The organism is Microbacterium sp. 05N427 (genome assembly GCF_056397105.1).
Window position 1 is genome coordinate 1 of record NZ_JBFTMT010000014.1, and the last position, 18,279, is coordinate 18,279.

Consider the following 18,279-nt stretch of genomic DNA (forward strand, 5'->3'; position numbering starts at 1 on the left):
GCGCGGGCCCGCCGGGTGGCGGGCGTGGCGCGGGCCGGGCGGGCGGCTGGCGTGGCGCCGCAGAATAGACTCGTCCGGTGAGCATTCTGCATGACAAGGCCCTGCGCGGCTTCGCATCCGACAACTACTCCGGCATCCACCCCGAGGTGCTCGCGGCGATCGTGGAGGCCAATGACGGCCACCAGATCGCATACGGCGAGGATCAGTACACCGAGCGGCTGCAGGATGTCTTCCGGCAGCACTTCGGTGAGGGTGTCGAGGCTTTCCCGGTCTTCAACGGCACGGGCGCGAACGTGACGGGGCTGCAGGCGATGCTCCCCCGCTGGGGCGCGGTGATCGCGGCGACGACCGCGCACATCAACGTCGACGAGGGCGGGGCGCCCGAGCGCATCGGCGGCTTCAAGATCCTCTCCGTCCCCACAGAGGACGGCAAGCTCACGCCCGAGCTCGTCGACCGCGAGGCCTGGGGCTGGGGCGACGAGCACCGCGCCCAGCCGCTGGTCGTCTCGATCACGCAGTCCACCGAGGTCGGCACGCTCTACACCGCGGACGAGATCCGCACGCTGGCCGACCACGTGCACTCCCGCGGTATGAAGCTGCACGTCGACGGCGCCCGCCTCGCGAACGCCGCGGCCGCGCTGGACCTGCCGCTGCGCGCGTTCACCCGCGACGCCGGCGTCGACGTGCTGAGTTTCGGCGGCACCAAGAACGGCGCCATGCTCGGCGAGGCGATCGTCGTGCTCACCCCCGGCGCCGCCGACGGCCTCGTCTACTCCCGCAAGTTCAACATGCAGCTGGCCTCGAAGATGCGCTTCGTGTCGGCGCAGCTCATCGCGCTCCTGGAGGGCGACCTGTACCTGCGCAACGCACGGCACGCCAACGCAATGGCCCAGCGCCTGCGCTCCTCGCTCGAAGCAGGCATCGCCGACGGATCCATCCAGGGCGTGGGCTTCACCCAGCAGACCCAGTCGAACGGCGTCTTCGCGACGCTGCCGGACGGCATCGCCGACCGCCTGCGCGAGACGGTCCGGTTCTACGACTGGGACGCCGCCCGCAACGAGGTGCGCTGGATGTGCGGCTTCGACACGGCCGAGGCGGACATCGACGCGCTGGTCGCACTCGTCGCCCAGGAGACCAGCCGGTAGGTCATCGGGCGGGGTCGGGCGGGGTGGCCTAGCGCCACCGCGGCCTGCTTCCGCCGCTCTTCTCCGCTTTTCGGGACAAGGTCGGGGGCTACCGGACCGTGTCCCACTTCTGGCGCGGAAGTCCCGGGATCCGGAGCCGAATTCGGGACATGGGCCAGCCAGAAGTGGGACACGGTCGTGGCGCTCCAGACCGTGTCCCACTTTTTGCGCGGGAGTCCCGGATCCGGAGCCGAATTCGGGACATGGTCCAGCCAGACCTGGGACACGGTCGTAGCGCCGATGGCACCACCACGACCGCAGCGCAGCCGAGGTCAGCGCAGCCGGGGACAGCGCAGCCGGGGACAGCGCAGCCTGGGTCAGCGCAGCAGGCCGAGGTGCGCGAGCGCCTGGCGGATGAGGGTGCCGCGGCCGCCCTCCATCTCGGCCGCGAGCGCGTCGCTCGCGGCGTCCTCCGGACTGAACCAGGTCACCTCGAGCGCGTCCTGACGCGGCTCGCACGTGCCGGTCACCGGAACCACGAAAGCGAGCGACACCGCGTGCTGGCGGTCGTCGTGATAGGCGCTCACGCCGGGGATCGGGAAGTACTCGGCCACCGTGAACGGCGCAGGCGACGGCGGCAGCATCGGGAAGGCCATCGGGCCCAGGTCGTTCTCCAGGTGCCGGAACAGCGCGTCGCGCACGGTCTCGCCGTAGCGCACGCGTCCCGAGACGATCGTCCGCGTCATCTCGCCCAGAGGCGTCGCGCGCAGCAGGATCCCGATGTCGGTGACCACGCCGGATCCGTCGGTGCGCACCGGCACGGCCTCGACGTAGAGCATCGGCAGCCGTCGTCGCGCCTGGGCGAGCTCGAAGTCTGTCAGCCACCCGGGATTCGCCCCGCCTGACGCCCCGAGGCCGTCGAGGCCGCCGGACAGGCCGGACAGCGCGTCGGGGAGACCGTCGTCGTCGGACGGCTCAGGATCGGGTGTGCGTACCGCCATGGTCTCTTTCTACCAGCGTCTGCCATGCGCGCCGAGCACGAGCCCGGATCGGGGGCGGGACGTCGTCGGACTGGGGCAGGATGGAGGCATGGCCGAACCCGTGGAGATCGACCGCGCCGCGGTGCGCTGGACGCGACAGGACGAGGCGCTCCCGCTGCTCGTCCTCCTGCACGGCTACGGATCCGATGAGGGGGACCTGTTCTCGCTCGTGCCGTTCCTGCCCGACGGCGTGGCCGTGGCGTCGCTGCCCGCTCCCCTCGCCGCTCCGTGGCCGATGCCCGGGCGTTCCTGGTACCCGATCGACGAGCTGGAGCGGCGCGATCCCGCATCGGTGACCGCCGCCGCCGAGGCCGTGCTGCGCTGGCTCGACGACGAGGCGGCCGACGCCTCGTCGATCGCGCTGCTCGGCTTCTCGCAGGGCGCCTCCGTAGCGCTCCAGACGGCCCGCCAGGATCCCGAGCGGATCGCCGCGGTCGTGAACCTGAGCGGCTACGCGGCCCCCGGAGACCTCCCCGGCGACGCCGCGCTGCGCGAGCGCCGCACCCCGGTGTTCTGGGGTCGCGGTTCGAAGGACGACGTCATCCCGCCCGCCCTCATCGTGCACACCGCGCAGTGGCTTCCGGAGCATTCGGAGCTGACAGGGCGCGTGTATCCGGGCCTCACGCACAGCGTGTCGGAGGAGGAGCTGGCCGACGTCCGCCGATTCCTCGACGGGTGGCTGGACAGCCTTCAGACCCCGGTGTCGGAGGAGCCGCTCGACGGCTGATCGGGCTGGTCTTCCCGGGCGTCGCGGCCTGGGGCGTCGGAATCGCGAGCGTCCACCGGTCCTGCGTCCGTCCGGCCCGCAGCTTCCGCCCTGCGCCGTTGCTCGTCCCGATGCATGCGCGCACCCGCAAAGGTGAACGCGACCATGACCGCGGCTCCGACCACGAGCCCGAGAGCGATCCCGGTGCCCATGTTGTTCAGCGCGACGCCGAGCGCCACGCCGACACCCATGCCGATCGCGAGGCCGGCTCCGAGCCCCACCCGGCGCATCGTCTCGCCGGATCCCGGCCGCTGCTCATCCATGCCTCCAGGCTAGATCCCGTCGCGAGGGCGGCCATCCGCCGCGAGACGGATCCGGGCCCGACGCCGGACGGATCCGGATCCGACACCGCGGAGTCGCGCTCGACCGGGCCGGCCGGATCCGCGCAGCTGCATCCGAACGCGCCGAACAGACGCGACACGCCCGGGTTGCACGAACGCAGAGCTCCCGGTATCGTCGTCCGGGTCCTGTCCGCCGTGTAAGGAAGTCCCTTGATCTGAGTCGTCGCCTCCGCGTTCCATCCACGCGCTGATCCGACACTCCTTCCTGCCCTCGCGTGCTTCGGCACAGGCATCTGCGGTCCCCGAGATCCGTCCTCTTCGTGGCGTCTCGCCCTTCGACGGGCTCAGGACCGATCGGCATCAGCGCACCCGAACACTTCCGGGAGTCGCCCATGTCAATCCTCACCCCCTCTTCCGCGGTCGTGCTCGACCGCGTCACCTTCACGTGGCCCGACGGGTCCACCGCGCTCGACGCCGTCTCCGGCGCCTTCGGCGCGGGCCGCACGGGACTTGTCGGACGCAACGGATCCGGCAAATCGACGCTGCTCCGCCTCATCGCCGGCGACCTGACCCCGACGGCGGGCCACATCACCGCGACCGGCGACGTGGCCTACCTGCCTCAGCGCCTCACACTCGACACGCACGCCCGGGTGGCCGAGCTGCTCGGCGTGGCCCGCGCCCTCGACGCCGTCCGCGCGATCGCGGCGGGCGACGTCGACCCGGCACGGTTCGACGAGGTCGGCGACGACTGGGACGTCGAGGCGCGCGCCGAGGCGGCGCTGGCCGAAGCCGGCCTGGACCCGTCGTTCCTCGACCGCACGGTCGGCGAGCTCTCCGGCGGCGAGGCGGTGCTCGTCGCGATCGCGGGGATCCGTGCGCGTCGGGCGCCGGTCACGCTGCTCGACGAGCCGACCAACAACCTCGACCGCGACGCACGAACGCGGCTCGGCGAGATGGTGCGCTCCTGGCGCGGCACGCTCGTCGTGGTCAGCCACGACGTGACGCTGCTGGAGCTCATGGACGACACCGCCGAGCTGTACGGGCGCGAGCTCAGCGTCTTCGGCGGTCCGTACTCCCAATGGCGCGCGTGGCTGGACACCGAACAGGAGTCCGCCCGGCAGGCCGAGAAGGACGCCAAGCAGGCCTTCAAGAAGGAGAAGCGGCAGCGCATCGAGGCCGAGCTGAAGCTGGCGACCCGCTCCCAGATGGCGAAGAAGGCGTTCGAGGAGAAGCGCGTGCCGAAGATCATCGCGAACGGGCGCAAGATGGCGGCGCAGGTCTCCGCCGGCCGGCTCCGCACCGAGGTCGCCGAGAAGGAGGGCGCCGCCCGGGCGGCGCTCGACGACGCAGGTCATCGGATCCGCGACGACGCGACGATGAAGATCGAACTACCGGATCCATGCGTCTCCCGGAGCCGCCGCATCGCGACCATCGGCGACGCCGAGAGGTCCTGGACGATCCAGGGCCCGGAGCGCGTCGCGCTGATCGGGCGCAACGGGGTCGGCAAGACGACGCTGCTGCGCCGGCTCGTCGAGGGTGCCGACTCGGCTCCGGTCGACGGCGCGCCGAGTTCAGGCTGGATCACCGTCTCGACCGCTGATCCCGTGTCCGTACCGAATTCAGGATCGATTGCCGAAACGGCGACCGGAACGGCGGATTCTCGCGGATCCGCAGAATCCGTCCTGAGAACGGTCCGCCACACGGACCGCATCGGGTACCTGCCGCAGCGGATCGATGGGCTCGACGAGACCGCCACCGTGGTGGAGAACGTGGCGGCGCGCGCCCCGGAGATCCCGGAGAAGGAGCTGCGCAACCGGCTCGCCCGGTTCCTGATCCGCGGGGCGGCCATGGACCGGCGTGTGGGCGCGCTGTCCGGCGGCGAGCGCTTCCGGGTCGCCCTGGCGACGCTGCTGCTCGCCGACCCCGCACCGCACCTCGTGGTGCTGGACGAGCCGACGAACAATCTGGACCTCGACACCGTGGACCAGGTCGTGCAGGCGCTCCGCGCCTACCGCGGAGCCGTGCTGATCGTGAGCCACGACGACGCGTTCCTGCGCCGACTGGACCTCGACCTGACGCTCGAGCTCGACGCCGAGGGCGCGCTCACGGAAGTCTCTCTGGGATCCTGACGGGCACGGCCCGGCGCGAGGCGCACCCGGCCGATGCCCTCCGGGGCCGGTCGGGTGCGCGCCGCGAAGGCATCTCGACACATCGGGAATGCGGTCGCGTGATCCCACTGTTGCGCACGTCATGACGACAATCGGAATCATCGGAGCAGGACACATCGGCAGCGCTGTCGCGGAGGCTTTCGCGAGCCTCGGCTACGACATCGTGATCGCGAACTCGCGCGGTCCGGAGACGCTCGACGCGCTCGTGACGCGACTCGGGCCGCGCGTGACGGCATCCACCGCGACCGGAGCCGCCGAGGCCGCGGACGTCGCCGTGGTCACCGTGCCGTTGACCGMGGTGACCGATATTCCCGTGGCGCCGCTCGCCGGGAAGATCGTGCTCGACACGAACAACTACTACTTCGAGCGGGATGGCCACATCGAGGCCCTCGACCAGGGCCAGACCACCACGTCGCAGCTCCTGCAGGATCACCTTCCCCACTCGAGGGTCGTGAAGGCGTTCAACCAGATCCGGGCCGCGGAGATCCTGACGACGGGATCTCCGGCCGGCTCGCCCGATCGGCGCGCTCTCGGCACGGCGAGCGACGACGACGACGCGATCGCGTTCGTGACCGACGTCTACGACCGGCTCGGGTTCGACACCGTGAGCGCCGGCCCGCTGAGTGAGTCGTGGCGCCTCGAACGCGACCGCCCCGCCTACGTCACACGGCAGAACGCCGAGGAGCTGCGCGCCAACCTCGCCGCCGCGAACCGCCTGCCCTGACACGCGGTCGGCTCGGCGTGCCGACGCTGGACGGCCGACGGATGGATCCAGCGGCCGTCCAGGGCGCGGGGGCAGGATGAGGGCATGAGCACCCTCGTCCGCCCCCGCAAGGGCCGCATCATCGCCGGCGTCTGCGCCGCCCTCGCCCACAGGTTCGGCTGGCCCGTCCTCGTCATGCGCCTGCTCGCCATCGTCCTGATGGTGTTCGCGGGGCTGCCGTTGTGGGTCTACATCGTGCTCTGGATCCTCATCCCGAAGGAGAAGTGACCCCGCCCGACCGGCGGTTCAGGCCCGCTTCGCCCGCATCGCGCGGGTGTGACCGAGGGTCGGATCCGCCGCGAGGAGCGCGTACTCCTCGGACTCGCGAGGCACCAGCGTGACCCGCCCCTCGGCATCGCTGAGGACGCCCCAGCCGTAGCGCTTGCCGAGCGGCGAGGCGCGAAGGCAGGCCTGCCCCTTCGAGAAGAAGGCGTCCCGCGCCGCGCCGTCGTCCGGATCGATGCCGCGCCGCAGCGCCCAGGTGGAGAAGATGACGTCGTCCGAGGTCCGCTCGAACGGGCGCTCCGCGATCATCCGGTAGTGCAGTGCTCCGATCGTCGGAACCTCGCTCGCGGGCGGTTCCTGCGCATGATCCGTGGGGCAGTCCTCGGCCACCTCGATGAACGTGCTCGTGTAGTTCGTCGTGTGCTCGGCCATGCATCCATGCTCGCACCGTGCGGGGACGCCGGGCTTGAAGATCCGCGACAGGATCGGAACGCGGCCACAGCGACCGCCGGGGTAGCGTCGAGGTATGGAGCCCGCCGCCCCGTCCGCCCGCCCGCGGCCCAGCGCACGCCCGGCCTCGGCCTTGTCCATGACCGCATGGATCATCGCCGCCCTCGCGTGGGCCGCCGCCTCGGGCGCGACCCTGCGGTACCTGCACACCGAGGCGAGCATCGTCAGCACCGTCTGGATCCTCATCGCCGTCGCCTGTGCGGTGCTCGCCGTCGTCGTCGATCTCCTGACCCTTCGTGTGCGCGGAACCGGCACGAGGGCTGTCACTCTGCGCGCACTCGGCAGCGCCGTCGCCGGGCTGTCATTCGGGTTCGCGATCGTAGACGCGGTCCTCGTCAGCCGTGGATACGCGGAGCCGAAGGGATACCTGCTCTCGATGGCCGCCCTGGTGCCGACAGTGCTCGGCGTGCTGATCTTCGTCGCCCCCGGGATCCGAGAGCGCTCCCGCCGAGCTCGCCACGGAGCCGGAGGACAGAACCAGCGCTGAACGGAACGCCTTCGCGTCGTGTGTCCGGCCGTTGCGCCCAGGGCGGATCCGCGTCCGAATGTCGGCGGCAGCGGCGAAGATGGACGGATGAGCGACGCTCCGACCGGCTCAGCGCACCGCGTGCTCGACCGTTTCACCCCCGCGACCCAGGACTGGTTCCGCGGGGCGTTCGACGCACCCACCCCCGCGCAGACGGGCGCGTGGGACGCGATCTCCGGCGGGAAGCACGCGCTCGTCGTCGCGCCGACCGGATCGGGCAAGACGCTGTCGGCGTTCCTCTCGGCGATCGACCGGGTGTTCCGCGAGCGCACCGCCGAGGCGGCCGCACCAGAGAAGGCCGCGGAGGCACCCGCACCCGACGCGGGCTCCGCCGGCTCGACCGCGCACACGGCCCCGGCTCCCGCACGGCCCGCGAAGAAGCGCGCCACGAAGAAGGATCCCGATCGCCCCGGACGCACCCGGATCCTCTACATCTCGCCGCTCAAGGCCCTCGGCGTGGACGTGGAGCGCAACCTGCGCTCGCCGCTCATCGGCATCGGGCAGTCCGCCCGGCGGCTCGGGATCCCCGCGCCCACGGTGACGGTGGGCGTGCGCTCGGGCGACACGACCTCGTCGGACCGGCGCCGCCTCGTCGTGGATCCGCCGGACATCCTCATCACCACACCCGAATCGCTGTACCTCATGCTCACGAGCCGCGCCGGCGACACTCTGCGCGACGTGCACACGGTCATCATCGACGAGGTGCACGCGGTCGCCGCGACCAAGCGCGGCGCTCATCTCGCGGTCAGTCTGGAGCGTCTCGATCAGCTGCGCCGCGCAGCCGGGGCCGAGGCCCCCGTGCAGCGGATCGGCCTCAGCGCGACCGTGCGCCCGATCGACGAGGTGGCGCGGTTCCTCGGTGGCGCACAGCCCGTCGAGATCGTGGCGCCTCCCGCATCGAAGACCTTCGACCTGCAGGTCGTGGTCCCGATCGAGGACATGCTCAACCCTCCCCCGCCGCCCGGCACCGACGAGACCCCGCGGCCGGCCGGCGCAGAGCGCGCGGAGGACTTCGGCGCCGACGCGTTCGGTGAGAACACCGAGATGACGGGATCCGTCTGGCCCCACGTCGAAGAGGCGATCGTCGAGAAGATCCTGCAGAACCGCTCGACGATCGTCTTCGCCAATTCGCGCCGTCTCGCCGAGCGGCTCACGGGGCGGCTGAACGAGATCTACAGCGAACGGATCGGGCTCGACCTGCCGGCGGCGACCCTTCGACAGGCTCAGGGACCGCCCGCCGCGATGATGGCGCAGGCGGGTTCGACGGCCGGGGCGGATCCGGTGCTCGCGAAGGCGCACCACGGCTCGGTCTCGAAGGAGCAGCGGGCGATCGTCGAGGAGGAGCTGAAGTCGGGCGTGCTGCGCTGCGTCGTCGCGACGAGCAGCCTCGAGCTCGGCATCGACATGGGGGCGGTCGACCTCGTGATCCAGGTGGAGGCACCCCCCTCGGCCGCGTCCGGACTGCAGCGCGTCGGTCGCGCAGGACACCAGGTCGGCGAGATCAGCCGGGCCTCGCTGTTCCCCAAGCATCGCGGCGACGTGCTGCACACCGCGATCGTCACCGAGCGCATGCTCGCGGGCCAGATCGAGTCGATCAGCGTGCCGCGGAACCCGCTCGATATCCTCGCGCAGCAGACGGTGGCTGCCTGCGCGCTCGAGCCGCTCGATGTCGAGCAGTGGTTCGACACCGTGCGCCGGAGCGCGCCCTTCGCCGCGCTCCCCCGCTCGGCGTACGAGGCGACGCTCGACCTGCTCGCCGGGCGCTTCCCCTCCGACGAGTTCGCCGAGCTGCGCCCGCGCCTCGTCTGGGACCGCGACGCCGGCACTCTCACCGGACGCCCCGGCGCGCAGAGGATCGCGGTCACGAGCGGCGGCACGATCCCCGACCGCGGGCTCTTCGGCGTCTTCGTCGCCGGTGAGACGACCGGTGCGCGCGTCGGCGAACTCGACGAGGAGATGGTCTACGAGTCGCGGGTCGGCGACGTGTTCACGCTCGGCACGACGAGCTGGCGGATCGCCGAGATCACGCACGACCGGGTCAACGTGATCCCCGCATACGGGCAGCCGGGCAAGGTGCCGTTCTGGCACGGCGACGGCCTCGGCCGCCCGTTCGAGCTCGGGGAGGCGCTCGGCGTCTTCAACCGCGAGGTGCACGGGGCGACGCCGGAGAAGGCGAGGGAGCGCCTCAGCGCGGCCGGCCTCGACGACCGCGCGCAGGCGAACCTGCTCGCGCACCTGAACGAGCAGAAGGAGTCGACGGGCACGCTGCCCACCGATCGGACGCTGACCGTCGAGCGCAGTCGCGACGAGATCGGCGACTGGCGCGTGATCCTGCACTCCCCCTATGGGCAGATGGCCCACGCCCCGTGGGCACTGGCCGTGAACGCACGCATCCGCGAGCGCCTCGGGGTGGAGGGGTCCGCGGTCGCGAGCGACGACGGCATCATCGTGCGCGTACCCGACGCCGATGCGGACCCGCCCGGCGCCGAGCTGTTCGTCTTCGAGCCCGAGGAGCTCGAGCGGATCGTGACCGACGAGGTGGGCGGATCCGCGCTGTTCGCCTCGCGCTTCCGCGAGTGCGCGGCGCGCGCCCTGCTCATGCCTCGGATGAACCCCAACCGGCGCACCCCGCTGTGGCAGCAGCGGCAGCGCTCGGCGCAGCTGCTCGAGGTCGCCCGCAAGCATCCGACGTTCCCGATCATCCTGGAGACGCTGCGCGAAGTCCTGCAGGACGTCTACGACCTGCCCTCGCTGCGACGTCTCGCGACCGGCATCGCGGAACGGCGCATCAGGCTCGTGGAGGTGCAGACCGCCCAGCCCTCTCCGTTCGCCCGCGACCTGCTGTTCGGCTACGTCGGCGCGTTCATGTACGAGGGCGACTCCCCGCTCGCCGAGCGCCGTGCAGCCGCGTTGTCGGTGGATCCGGCGCTCCTCGGCGAGCTGCTCGGCACGGTCGAGCTGCGCGAGCTGCTGGATCCCGAGGTCATCGCCCAGTTCGAGCGCGAGGCGCAGCGGCTGGATCCGTCCCGCCGTGCGCGCGGGGTCGAGGGCGTCGCCGATCTGCTGCGCCTGCTCGGGCCCCTCGACGCACGCGAGGCCGCCCTGCGACTGGAGGCGTCGAGCGAGGGCGGCATCCTTCGTCTCGCTCCGCTCGCTCAGGAACCGGAGTCAGACCGGTCCCTGAGTGAGGAGCGCAGCGACGAGACGAAGGGCGCGACCGACTCCGAAGCGGCGGCCCACCTCGCCGCCCTGGTCGACGCCCGCCGGGCGATCGAGGTCACGATCGGCGGTGTGCGCCGGGTCGCCGCGATCGAGGATGCGGGACGGCTGCGCGACGCGCTCGGCGTGCCCCTGCCCGTCGGGATCCCCGTGGCCTTCCTGGAGCCGGTCGCGGATCCGCTCGGCGATCTCGTCGCCCGGCATGCGCGCACGCACGGCCCGTTCCTCGGATCCGCCGTCGCCGCCCGCTTCGGGCTCGGTCCGGCGATCGTGCGGCAGACGCTGCAGCGGCTCGAGGCCGACGGGCGCGTCACGAGCGGCTACTTCCTGCCGAACCCCGCCGTCACCTCGGATACGACAACGCGCGCCTCCGCGACCTCGGCAGGGCCCGACGAGACGGAGTGGTGCGACACCGAGGTGCTGAGGCGCCTGCGGATGCGCTCGCTCGCGGCCATCCGGGGCAGCGTCGAGCCGGTGCCGCCCGCCGCGTTCGCGCGATTCCTCCCGGAGTGGCAGCACCTGTCGCGGCCTCTCGAGGGGATCGACGGCGTCGCGACGGTGATCGAGCAGCTCGCCGGCGTGCCGATTCCGGCGAGCGCGTGGGAGTCGCTGGTGCTGCCGCAGCGCGTGCGCGACTACGCCCCGGCCATGCTCGACGAGCTGACCAGTTCGGGCGAGGTCGTCTGGGCCGGTCACGGAGCGCTCCCCGGCTGCGACGGCTGGGTCTCGCTGCACCCCGCCGACCTCGCGCCGTTCACGGTGCCGTTCGCCGAGGAGGTTCCGGACGCAGGATCCCTCGACGCCCAGCTGCTCGCCGCGCTCGCCTCGGGCGGCGCGTACTTCGCCGCTCAGCTGCGCGAGACCACGGGTGCCGAGAACGAGGCGTCCGTGGTGGAGGCGCTGTGGAACCTCGCTTGGTCGGGCCACGTGACGAATGACACCTTCGCCCCGATCCGCGCGCTCCTGAGCGGTGGCAACCAGGCGCACAAGGTCGCGCGCCGCACCCCTCGGACGCGCACGTTCCGCGGCATGTCCCTTGCTCGTCCCTCCTCGGTGCCGCGGCCGCTGAACGTCGGCGGCCGCTGGTCGCTGCTGCCGGAGGCCGAGACGGATCCGGCCCGGCGCGCCACCGTCTCCGCGGGCCTCCTGCTGGACCGCTACGGCGTCGTCACGCGCGGATCCGTGCAGTCCGAGGGCATGCCGGGAGGCTTCGCCCAGGCGTACCGGGTGCTCGCCGGTTTCGAGGAGGCGGGGCACTGCCGGCGCGGCTACGTGATCGAGAGACTCGGCGCCGCCCAGTTCGCCGCGTCCGCCACGATCGACCGGCTCCGCACCTTCGCCGGGCTCGCCGATCCCCCTCCGCGAACGGCGCGCACGCTCGCCGCGACCGACCCTGCCAACCCGTACGGGGCGGCGCTCGGCTGGCCGCGGCGCGACGACGTCTCGCATCGGCCCGGCCGCAAGGCGGGAGCCCTGGTCGTGCTGATCGACGGCGCCCTCGCGCTCTACCTCGAGCGCGGCGGCAAGACCGTGCTCGCGTTCACGGACGATGAGGACGAGCTGCGCGCCGCGACCGCCGATCTCGCGGCGACGGCGAAGGCGCGGCGGCTGGAGACCCTCACGGTCGAGAAGGTGAACGGCGAGGGGATGTACGGCACGGCCGGCGGTTCGGCGCTCGGACGGCTGCTGCAGGAGGCGGGGTTCGTCGCCACTCCGCGCGGCTACACGCTGCGGAAGACCCTGTGAGTGGAGCCGGATCCGCGGCGGCCCGGCGGGACGCATACCCTGGTGGCATGATCCGTGAGTTCGCTGCCGGATTCGGCACCCTGGTGCRCGGATTCGGCCTGTGGCGCACGCACCCGCGCCTGCTCGCGCTCGGACTCATCCCGGCCGCGATCAGCTTCGCCGTGCTCGCCGCGGCGCTGATCCCGCTGGGCTTCTCGCTCGGCACGATCACGACGTGGATCACCCCGTTCGCCGACGGATGGATCGCCGGGTGGCGCGAGGCGCTGCGCATCGCGCTCGGCATCGTGCTCTTCGTCGCGGCCGCGGTGCTTTCAGGACTGGTGTTCACCGCGCTCACGCTGACGATCGGCGACCCTTTCTACCAACGCATCTGGCGTGAGGTGGAGCGATCGCTGGGAGGGGCGGATCCGACAGGCGAGACCGGCTTCTGGAGCACCGTCGGCGAGGGACTGCGCCTGATCCTGCTCGGCGCTCTCGTCGCCCTGCTCACCCTGGTCCTCGGTTTCATCCCGCTCGTGGGCGGTGTGCTCGCGACGGTGGTCGGGGTGCTGCTGTCGGGCCGGCTGCTCGCCCGCGAACTGACCGGGCGGGCCTTCGACGCCCGCGGGCTCGACCACGATGTCCGGCTGCGGCTGCTCGGTGCGGGGCGCGCGCGGGTGCTCGGCTTCGGCGTCGCCACCCAACTCTGCTTCATGGTTCCGCTCGGCGCGGTCATCACGATGCCCGCGGCCGTCGCCGGATCGACGATGCTGGCCCGCGCCCTGACCGATCGCGCCGCAGGGAACGGCGCGGGAACGCCCGCGTCCGTGCTCGACGCCGGCCCCGCGGGCACTACCGGAGAGGCGTCGGCGCATGCCTGAGGGCGACACCGTCTACCGCGTGGCGCACCGCCTCGACGACGCGCTGCGCGACGGCGTGGTCACCCGCTTCGACCTGCGCGTGCCAGAGCTCGCAACCGCCGACCTCACCGGATCCGTCGTGCACGCCGTGGTTCCGCGCGGCAAGCACATCCTGATGAGGATCGGCGATTCCACGCTCCGCTCGCACCTGCGCATGGACGGCGCCTGGCACCTGTACCGCCCCGGCGAGCGCTGGCGGGCACCGGGCTACACCGCCCGCGCGATCGTGAGCACCGCGGAGGCGGAGGCGGTCGGCTTCGACGTCTCGATGCTGGCGCTCGTGCCCACGGCGCAGGAGGACACGCTCCTGGCGCATCTCGGACCGGATCCGCTGGCTGCCGACTGGGACATCGCCGAGGCGGCGCGCCGTCTCGGCGCGGATCGGCGTCCGATCCACGTTGCGCTGCTCGACCAGCGCAACGTCGCGGGGTTCGGCAACGAGTACGCCGCCGAGCTGCTCTTCCTCCGCGGAGTGCGCCCCACGACGCCCGCGAGCGATGTCGACGTCGCAGCCCTGCTGGAGCTCGGCGCGCGCACGATCCGCGCCAACCGGGACCGCCTCGACCGCACCTTCACCGGCGTCGCTCAGCGCGGCCGCACCACCTGGGTCTACGGGCGGGCGCACCGCACGTGCCGGCGCTGCGGCGCACTCATCGAGAGCGGCGAGCTCGGCGCGGATCCGACCGAGGAGCGCCGCACGTTCTGGTGCCCCCGATGCCAGCGCTGACCGGCGTCCACGACACGCGCGAAGTGCGTGCACGGGAATAGATCCGCCACCGTCACGGTTGCAGATGTATCCGGGGAAAGTCCCGGGCACGGGAGGTTTTCGTGGGCAAGAACTATGTCGACATCGAGGACGGCCAGGGTGGCACGCTGCGCTATCGCAAGCACACCAACGGTCGCGGCCTCATCGCGCACGGTGCCAAGGTGCACCCGCAGGCAGTCGTGGAAGCGGGCGCCTACATCGAACCGCGCGCGAAGGTCGGGGCCGGAGCGCGCGTCGCGCGCGGAGCCTGGGTCGAACCCGACGCGGTCGTGGGCGTGAACGCCCGGATCGAAGCCCATGCCCATATCGGGCAGGGGGCCGTGATCGGGGACGGTGCCAGCATCGGCGTCCGCACCGAAGTCGGGGCCGGAGCGCACATCGCGCGCGGCGCCCGCATCGGCGATGACGAGATCATCGCCGCCGGCATGACGCTGGACACCGACCGCAAGGGGCTCTGGCTCGCAGCCTGACGCCGGGCGGGCGGCGTCGCCGAATGCGGCGGCGCCGCCTCCGCATCCGTTTCACACGCACCCGCCGGTACGCTGAACACATGAGCAGGCGAGGGGCATCCGGCGCACGCAAGCCCGCGGTGCGTTCCGCGAAGGGCGGCGCCCGCAGCACGGTCGGCGGTCCGGGCGGCAAGGGCAAGAGCGGCGGGAAACCTGCCGTCAAGTCCGCACCGCGCGGCAAGAAGGCGGAGAAGGTCGTCTTCGACGCCCCGACCCCGGTCGATGAGCCGCGCACCCTGCGCCTCGGTGCGGTCCCCGGCGCGACTCCGGGTCACTGGATCGACGCCTGGAAGGAGCGGATGCCGAAGGTGACGCTCGAACTCGTGCCGATCGCCTTCGCCGCGCAGCGCACGGCGCTGACCGAGGGCACCGTCGACCTCGCGCTCGTGCGCGCACCGTTCGACAAGGACGGCATGCACGCGATCCCGCTCTACGAGGAGCTGCCCGTGGTGATCGTCGGAGCCGAGTCCCATCTGCTCGCCGCCGAGGAACTCTCCCCCGCAGACCTGGAGGGCGAGACGCTGCTCACGACGCGCGAGGACGTGCTGGGCGATCTCGATCTTCCGACCGAGCCGTCGCGGATCCCCCCGCTCGAGACCGTCGAGGACGCGATCGCGACCGTCGCCTCGGGTGTCGGAATCCTCGTCGCCCCGATGTCGCTCGCGCGCCTGTATCACCGCAAGGACGTCGAGTACCGACCCCTCCGCGATGCGCCGGTCTCACCGGTGCTGCTGGCCTGGCCGGCCGCCGCCACGACGCCCGACATCGAGGCGTTCGTCGGCGTCGTGCGAGGCCGCCGCGCCACGTCCTCCCGCTGAGTCGCCGCGCACCGGGTTGCTCCGGGGCCGTTGAGCGAGCCGGGCCGCACACCGCGGCGGCGCCGAATGCAGGGCCGCGCTCCCGAATGCAGGAGCGCCCCGGCCCACCCGGACGCCGCAAGCCGGAACGACGCGGGCGATACGCCCGCGAACGCCCGGATGCACGTCGCGGTCCTGCAGTTGGGCGGGCCGTCCTGCATTCGGCGGGCAGTCGTCTCCAGCCGCCCACTGGGGCCGTCCCCTGCGCGCACGAAGGGCGGGGGATCCCGGTGGATCGCCCCGCCCTTCGTACGGCGGCGTCAGGCCGCCTGCGCCATCTCCGCGATCGCGGTGACGCGCAGCGCGTCGCCGGACGCGTCCACGACCACGCGCCCGCCGTCGCCCAGCTCCCCCGAGACGAACAGGTCCGCGATGCGGTCGTCCACCTCGCGCTGGATCAGGCGGCGCAGCGGACGCGCCCCGTACTCCGGCTCGTAGCCGTGCTCGCCGAGCCAGGCCACAGCGGCGTCGGTGACGTCGAGCGTCACCTCGCGCCCGGCCAGGCGCCGGGACGTCGCCTGGAGCAGGAGCCGCACGATGCGGCCCAGCTCTTCGCGGCTGAGCTTCTGGAACAGCACGATCTCGTCGATGCGGTTCAGGAACTCGGGTCGCATGGCCTCGCGGAGCTTGCCCATCACGCGCGCCCGCAGGTCCTCCTGCGAGGCGAATCCGTTTGCGGAGGAGTCCTGCGAGGCGACGAACCCGAGCGCGCCCGAGCGCGAGGCGAGGAACTCGGATCCGATGTTCGACGTCATCACGATCACGGTGTTGCGGAAGTCGACCGTGCGGCCCTGACCGTCGGTCAGGCGGCCGTCGTCGAGCACCTGCAGCAGCAGGTTGAACACGTCGGGGTGCGCCTTCTCGATCTCGTCGAACAGCACGATCGAGTAGGGGTTGCGCCGCACGCGCTCGGTGAGCTGCCCCGCCTCGTCGTAGCCGACGTATCCCGGAGGGGCACCGACGAGCCGCGACACCGTGTGCCGCTCGCCGAACTCGCTCATGTCGAACCGGATCACGGCGGTCTCATCGTCGAAGAGACGGTCGGCGAGGGCCTTGGCCAGCTCGGTCTTGCCGACGCCGGTCGGGCCGAGGAACAGGAAGGATCCGACCGGCCGACGGGCATCGCCCATGCCGGTGCGGCTGCGGCGCACGGCCCGCGCCACGGCGGCGACCGCGTCATTCTGCCCGATCACGCGGGCGTGCAGGTCGGACTCGAGGTCCGCCAGCCGCTCACGCTCGCTCTCGGACACCCGGCTGACCGGGATCCCGGTGGCGCGCGCGATCACCGCGGCGATGTCCGCCTCCCCTACGATCGCGGGCTCGGGGTCGACGGGGCCGGCAGGGGTGCCGGCGTCGTCGATCCGGGCCTGTACCGCGGCGATCTCATCGCGGATCCGCGAGGCCTCCTCGTAGTGCTCGGCGCCGACCGCGGCGTTCTTGCGCGCCTCGAGGTCGGCCAGCTCGGCGAACAGCGCCGCGACGTCGGTCACGACGCCGAGACGGAGCCGCAGCCGCGCGCCGGCCTGGTCGATCAGGTCGATCGCCTTGTCCGGCAGCACCCGGTCGGGCAGGTACCGAGCGCTCAGCTCGACGGCGGCGCGGATCGCCTCATCCGTGTAGGCGATGGCGTGGTGCTGCTCATACGCGGGCTTGAGCCCCTCGAGGATGCGCACCGCGTCCTCGATCGAGGGCTCCGCGACCTTCACGGGCTGGAAGCGGCGCTCCAGGGCCGGATCCTTCTCGATCCTGCGGTACTCCGAGAGCGTGGTCGCGCCGACCAGGTGCAGGTCGCCCCGGGCGAGGCGCGGCTTCAGGATGTTGCCGGCATCCATGCCGCCCTCTCCGGATCCGCCCGCGCCGACGACCGTGTGCACCTCGTCGATGAAGACGATGATCTCGCCCTTGTGCGCGGCGATCTCGTCCATGGTCTTGGTCAGGCGCTCTTCGAAGTCGCCGCGATAGCGGGTGCCGGAGAGCATCGCGGGCAGATCGAGCGCCACGACGCGACGGTCCTTGAGCTGCGCGGGCACTGCGCCGTCGACGATCGCGCGGGCGAGGCCCTCGACGATCGCAGTCTTGCCGACGCCGGCCTCGCCGATCAGCACCGGGTTGTTCTTGGTGCGGCGGCTGAGGATCTCGATGGTCTGCTCGATCTCGGAGGCGCGACCGATCACGGGATCGAGCTCGCCCGCGCGCGCACGCGCCGTGAGATCGAGACCGAACTGGTCGAGCATCGGCGTCTCGGATCCGGACGGGGTCGTCGCCTCGTCCTGATCCTGGGCCGTGCCCGCGGGCATGGGTTCACGCAGGCCCTGGGTCAGGGCCTCGGCGGTGACGCCGACACGGGCGAGGATCTGGCCCGCGGGGGCATCCTGCCCGAGCACGAGCGCGAAGAACACGTGCTCCGGCTCGATGTAGGTCGCGCCGGACGAGCGCGCGACCTGGTAGGCGTGGAACAGCGCGCGGCTGGCACTCGGGGTGATGGTCGCGGCCTCGACGTCGGACGTCTCGCCCGGCGCGGGCAGTCGCGTGTCGACGGCGTCGACGATGGTTTGCGGGCCGACGCCGATGTTGCGGATCGCCTGCTCGACCGCGTCGTCCTCGACGATCGTGCGGAGGACGTGGAGCGCGTCGAGCTCGGTCTGGCCGCGCTCGAGCGCGAAGCGGCCGGCGCGCTGCAGGATGCGCTGGGTGCGCACGGTGAGGAACCGGCTGAGGTCGATCGACCGGGTCTGCCGGGCCTGCTCACCGGCGAGGTAGCGGGCGAGGAACTCGTCGAACGAGCCCGAACCCGCATCGGTGAAGTCGTTGGGCATTTCGCTTCCTCTCAAACTTGAGCGTTGTGCTGTCAAGTTCAACGCGACCCTGCGGCGAGTATTC

The 18,279-nt window shown here is 72.0% G+C and carries 15 protein-coding genes; 11 read left to right on the forward strand and 4 right to left on the reverse strand.

Annotated features, from left to right (window positions below):
• The first annotated feature begins 77 nt into the window (after positions 1 to 77).
• Positions 78 to 1,145 carry a threonine aldolase family protein gene (locus tag AC1DG4_RS14430; protein ID WP_477378708.1) on the forward strand — a complete coding sequence of 356 codons (1,068 nt, stop codon included), beginning with the start codon at positions 78 to 80 and terminating at the stop codon, positions 1,143 to 1,145.
• A 356-nt stretch (positions 1,146 to 1,501) separates the two neighbouring features.
• On the opposite strand, the gene AC1DG4_RS14435 is transcribed toward AC1DG4_RS14430, so the two are convergent.
• Positions 1,502 to 2,125, reverse strand: coding sequence for an NUDIX hydrolase family protein (locus AC1DG4_RS14435; protein WP_477378706.1), 624 nt, complete (start codon positions 2,123 to 2,125; stop codon positions 1,502 to 1,504).
• A gap of 88 nt (positions 2,126 to 2,213) precedes the next feature.
• Between AC1DG4_RS14435 and AC1DG4_RS14440 the strand changes: the two genes are divergently transcribed.
• A complete protein-coding gene (locus AC1DG4_RS14440; RefSeq protein WP_477378704.1) occupies positions 2,214 to 2,891 on the forward strand; it encodes an alpha/beta hydrolase in 678 nt (225 codons plus the stop codon).
• Here the strand turns inward: AC1DG4_RS14440 and AC1DG4_RS14445 are convergent.
• Positions 2,855 to 3,193: a hypothetical protein gene (locus tag AC1DG4_RS14445; protein ID WP_477378702.1), complete on the reverse strand. Its 339-nt coding sequence runs from the start codon at positions 3,191 to 3,193 to the stop codon at positions 2,855 to 2,857. The two genes, AC1DG4_RS14440 and AC1DG4_RS14445, sit on opposite strands and share 37 nt — an antisense overlap.
• 410 nt (positions 3,194 to 3,603) lie before the next feature.
• Here AC1DG4_RS14445 and AC1DG4_RS14450 point away from each other — a divergent pair, with 410 nt between their 5' ends.
• The 3 genes from AC1DG4_RS14450 to AC1DG4_RS14460 all read left to right on the forward strand — a co-directional run bounded on the left by AC1DG4_RS14450 (position 3,604) and on the right by AC1DG4_RS14460 (position 6,370).
• A complete protein-coding gene (locus tag AC1DG4_RS14450; RefSeq protein WP_477378700.1) occupies positions 3,604 to 5,340 on the forward strand; it encodes an ABC-F family ATP-binding cassette domain-containing protein in 1,737 nt (578 codons plus the stop codon).
• 121 nt (positions 5,341 to 5,461) lie between these two features.
• Positions 5,462 to 6,103 (forward strand): NADPH-dependent F420 reductase, encoded by a 642-nt coding sequence (locus tag AC1DG4_RS14455; RefSeq protein WP_477421303.1) that lies wholly within the window; start codon positions 5,462 to 5,464, stop codon positions 6,101 to 6,103.
• A gap of 84 nt (positions 6,104 to 6,187) precedes the next feature.
• Positions 6,188 to 6,370 carry a PspC domain-containing protein gene (locus tag AC1DG4_RS14460; RefSeq protein ID WP_477378696.1) on the forward strand — a complete coding sequence of 61 codons (183 nt, stop codon included), beginning with the start codon at positions 6,188 to 6,190 and terminating at the stop codon, positions 6,368 to 6,370.
• 18 nt (positions 6,371 to 6,388) lie between these two features.
• On the opposite strand, the gene AC1DG4_RS14465 is transcribed toward AC1DG4_RS14460, so the two are convergent.
• Entirely contained in the window at positions 6,389 to 6,799 is a 411-nt protein-coding gene (locus AC1DG4_RS14465) for a DUF6157 family protein (RefSeq protein ID WP_477378694.1), read from the reverse strand.
• Positions 6,800 to 6,956: 157 nt separating this feature from the next.
• Between AC1DG4_RS14465 and AC1DG4_RS14470 the strand changes: the two genes are divergently transcribed.
• The 6 genes from AC1DG4_RS14470 to AC1DG4_RS14495 all read left to right on the forward strand — a co-directional run bounded on the left by AC1DG4_RS14470 (position 6,957) and on the right by AC1DG4_RS14495 (position 15,360).
• A complete protein-coding gene (locus tag AC1DG4_RS14470) occupies positions 6,957 to 7,364 on the forward strand; it encodes a hypothetical protein (protein WP_477378693.1) in 408 nt (135 codons plus the stop codon).
• Positions 7,365 to 7,451: 87 nt separating this feature from the next.
• Entirely contained in the window at positions 7,452 to 12,368 is a 4,917-nt protein-coding gene (locus AC1DG4_RS14475) for an Lhr family ATP-dependent helicase (protein ID WP_477421304.1), read from the forward strand.
• 47 nt (positions 12,369 to 12,415) lie between these two features.
• On the forward strand, positions 12,416 to 13,228 hold the full coding sequence (locus AC1DG4_RS14480; RefSeq protein ID WP_477421305.1) for an EI24 domain-containing protein: 813 nt from the start codon (positions 12,416 to 12,418) through the stop codon (positions 13,226 to 13,228).
• Complete coding sequence (locus AC1DG4_RS14485) at positions 13,221 to 13,994, forward strand: DNA-formamidopyrimidine glycosylase family protein (protein ID WP_477378687.1); 774 nt, start codon at positions 13,221 to 13,223, stop codon at positions 13,992 to 13,994. Before AC1DG4_RS14480 ends, AC1DG4_RS14485 begins: the two co-directional genes overlap by 8 nt.
• A gap of 101 nt (positions 13,995 to 14,095) precedes the next feature.
• Positions 14,096 to 14,503 (forward strand): transferase, encoded by a 408-nt coding sequence (locus AC1DG4_RS14490; RefSeq protein ID WP_477378685.1) that lies wholly within the window; start codon positions 14,096 to 14,098, stop codon positions 14,501 to 14,503.
• 80 nt (positions 14,504 to 14,583) lie between these two features.
• On the forward strand, positions 14,584 to 15,360 hold the full coding sequence (locus AC1DG4_RS14495) for a LysR family substrate-binding domain-containing protein (protein ID WP_477378683.1): 777 nt from the start codon (positions 14,584 to 14,586) through the stop codon (positions 15,358 to 15,360).
• Between the two features lie 299 nt (positions 15,361 to 15,659).
• Here AC1DG4_RS14495 and AC1DG4_RS14500 read toward each other — a convergent pair whose 3' ends face one another.
• On the reverse strand, positions 15,660 to 18,215 hold the full coding sequence (locus AC1DG4_RS14500; protein ID WP_477378681.1) for an ATP-dependent Clp protease ATP-binding subunit: 2,556 nt from the start codon (positions 18,213 to 18,215) through the stop codon (positions 15,660 to 15,662).
• Positions 18,216 to 18,279 lie beyond the last annotated feature (64 nt).

What these genes read in the sequence shown, in the direction of transcription:
- AC1DG4_RS14495 (WP_477378683.1), top strand. Translation starts at nt 14,584, where the DNA reads ATGAGCAGGCGAGGGGCATCCGGCGCACGCAAGCCCGCGGTGCGTTCC.
- AC1DG4_RS14475 (WP_477421304.1), top strand. Translation starts at nt 7,452, where the DNA reads ATGAGCGACGCTCCGACCGGCTCAGCGCACCGCGTGCTCGACCGTTTC.
- AC1DG4_RS14500 (WP_477378681.1), bottom strand. Translation starts at nt 18,215, where the DNA reads ATGCCCAACGACTTCACCGATGCGGGTTCGGGCTCGTTCGACGAGTTC.
- AC1DG4_RS14445 (WP_477378702.1), bottom strand. Translation starts at nt 3,193, where the DNA reads ATGGATGAGCAGCGGCCGGGATCCGGCGAGACGATGCGCCGGGTGGGG.
- AC1DG4_RS14470 (WP_477378693.1), top strand. Translation starts at nt 6,957, where the DNA reads ATGACCGCATGGATCATCGCCGCCCTCGCGTGGGCCGCCGCCTCGGGC.
- AC1DG4_RS14440 (WP_477378704.1), top strand. Translation starts at nt 2,214, where the DNA reads ATGGCCGAACCCGTGGAGATCGACCGCGCCGCGGTGCGCTGGACGCGA.
- AC1DG4_RS14485 (WP_477378687.1), top strand. Translation starts at nt 13,221, where the DNA reads ATGCCTGAGGGCGACACCGTCTACCGCGTGGCGCACCGCCTCGACGAC.
- AC1DG4_RS14460 (WP_477378696.1), top strand. Translation starts at nt 6,188, where the DNA reads ATGAGCACCCTCGTCCGCCCCCGCAAGGGCCGCATCATCGCCGGCGTC.
- AC1DG4_RS14465 (WP_477378694.1), bottom strand. Translation starts at nt 6,799, where the DNA reads ATGGCCGAGCACACGACGAACTACACGAGCACGTTCATCGAGGTGGCC.
- AC1DG4_RS14435 (WP_477378706.1), bottom strand. Translation starts at nt 2,125, where the DNA reads ATGGCGGTACGCACACCCGATCCTGAGCCGTCCGACGACGACGGTCTC.
- AC1DG4_RS14450 (WP_477378700.1), top strand. Translation starts at nt 3,604, where the DNA reads ATGTCAATCCTCACCCCCTCTTCCGCGGTCGTGCTCGACCGCGTCACC.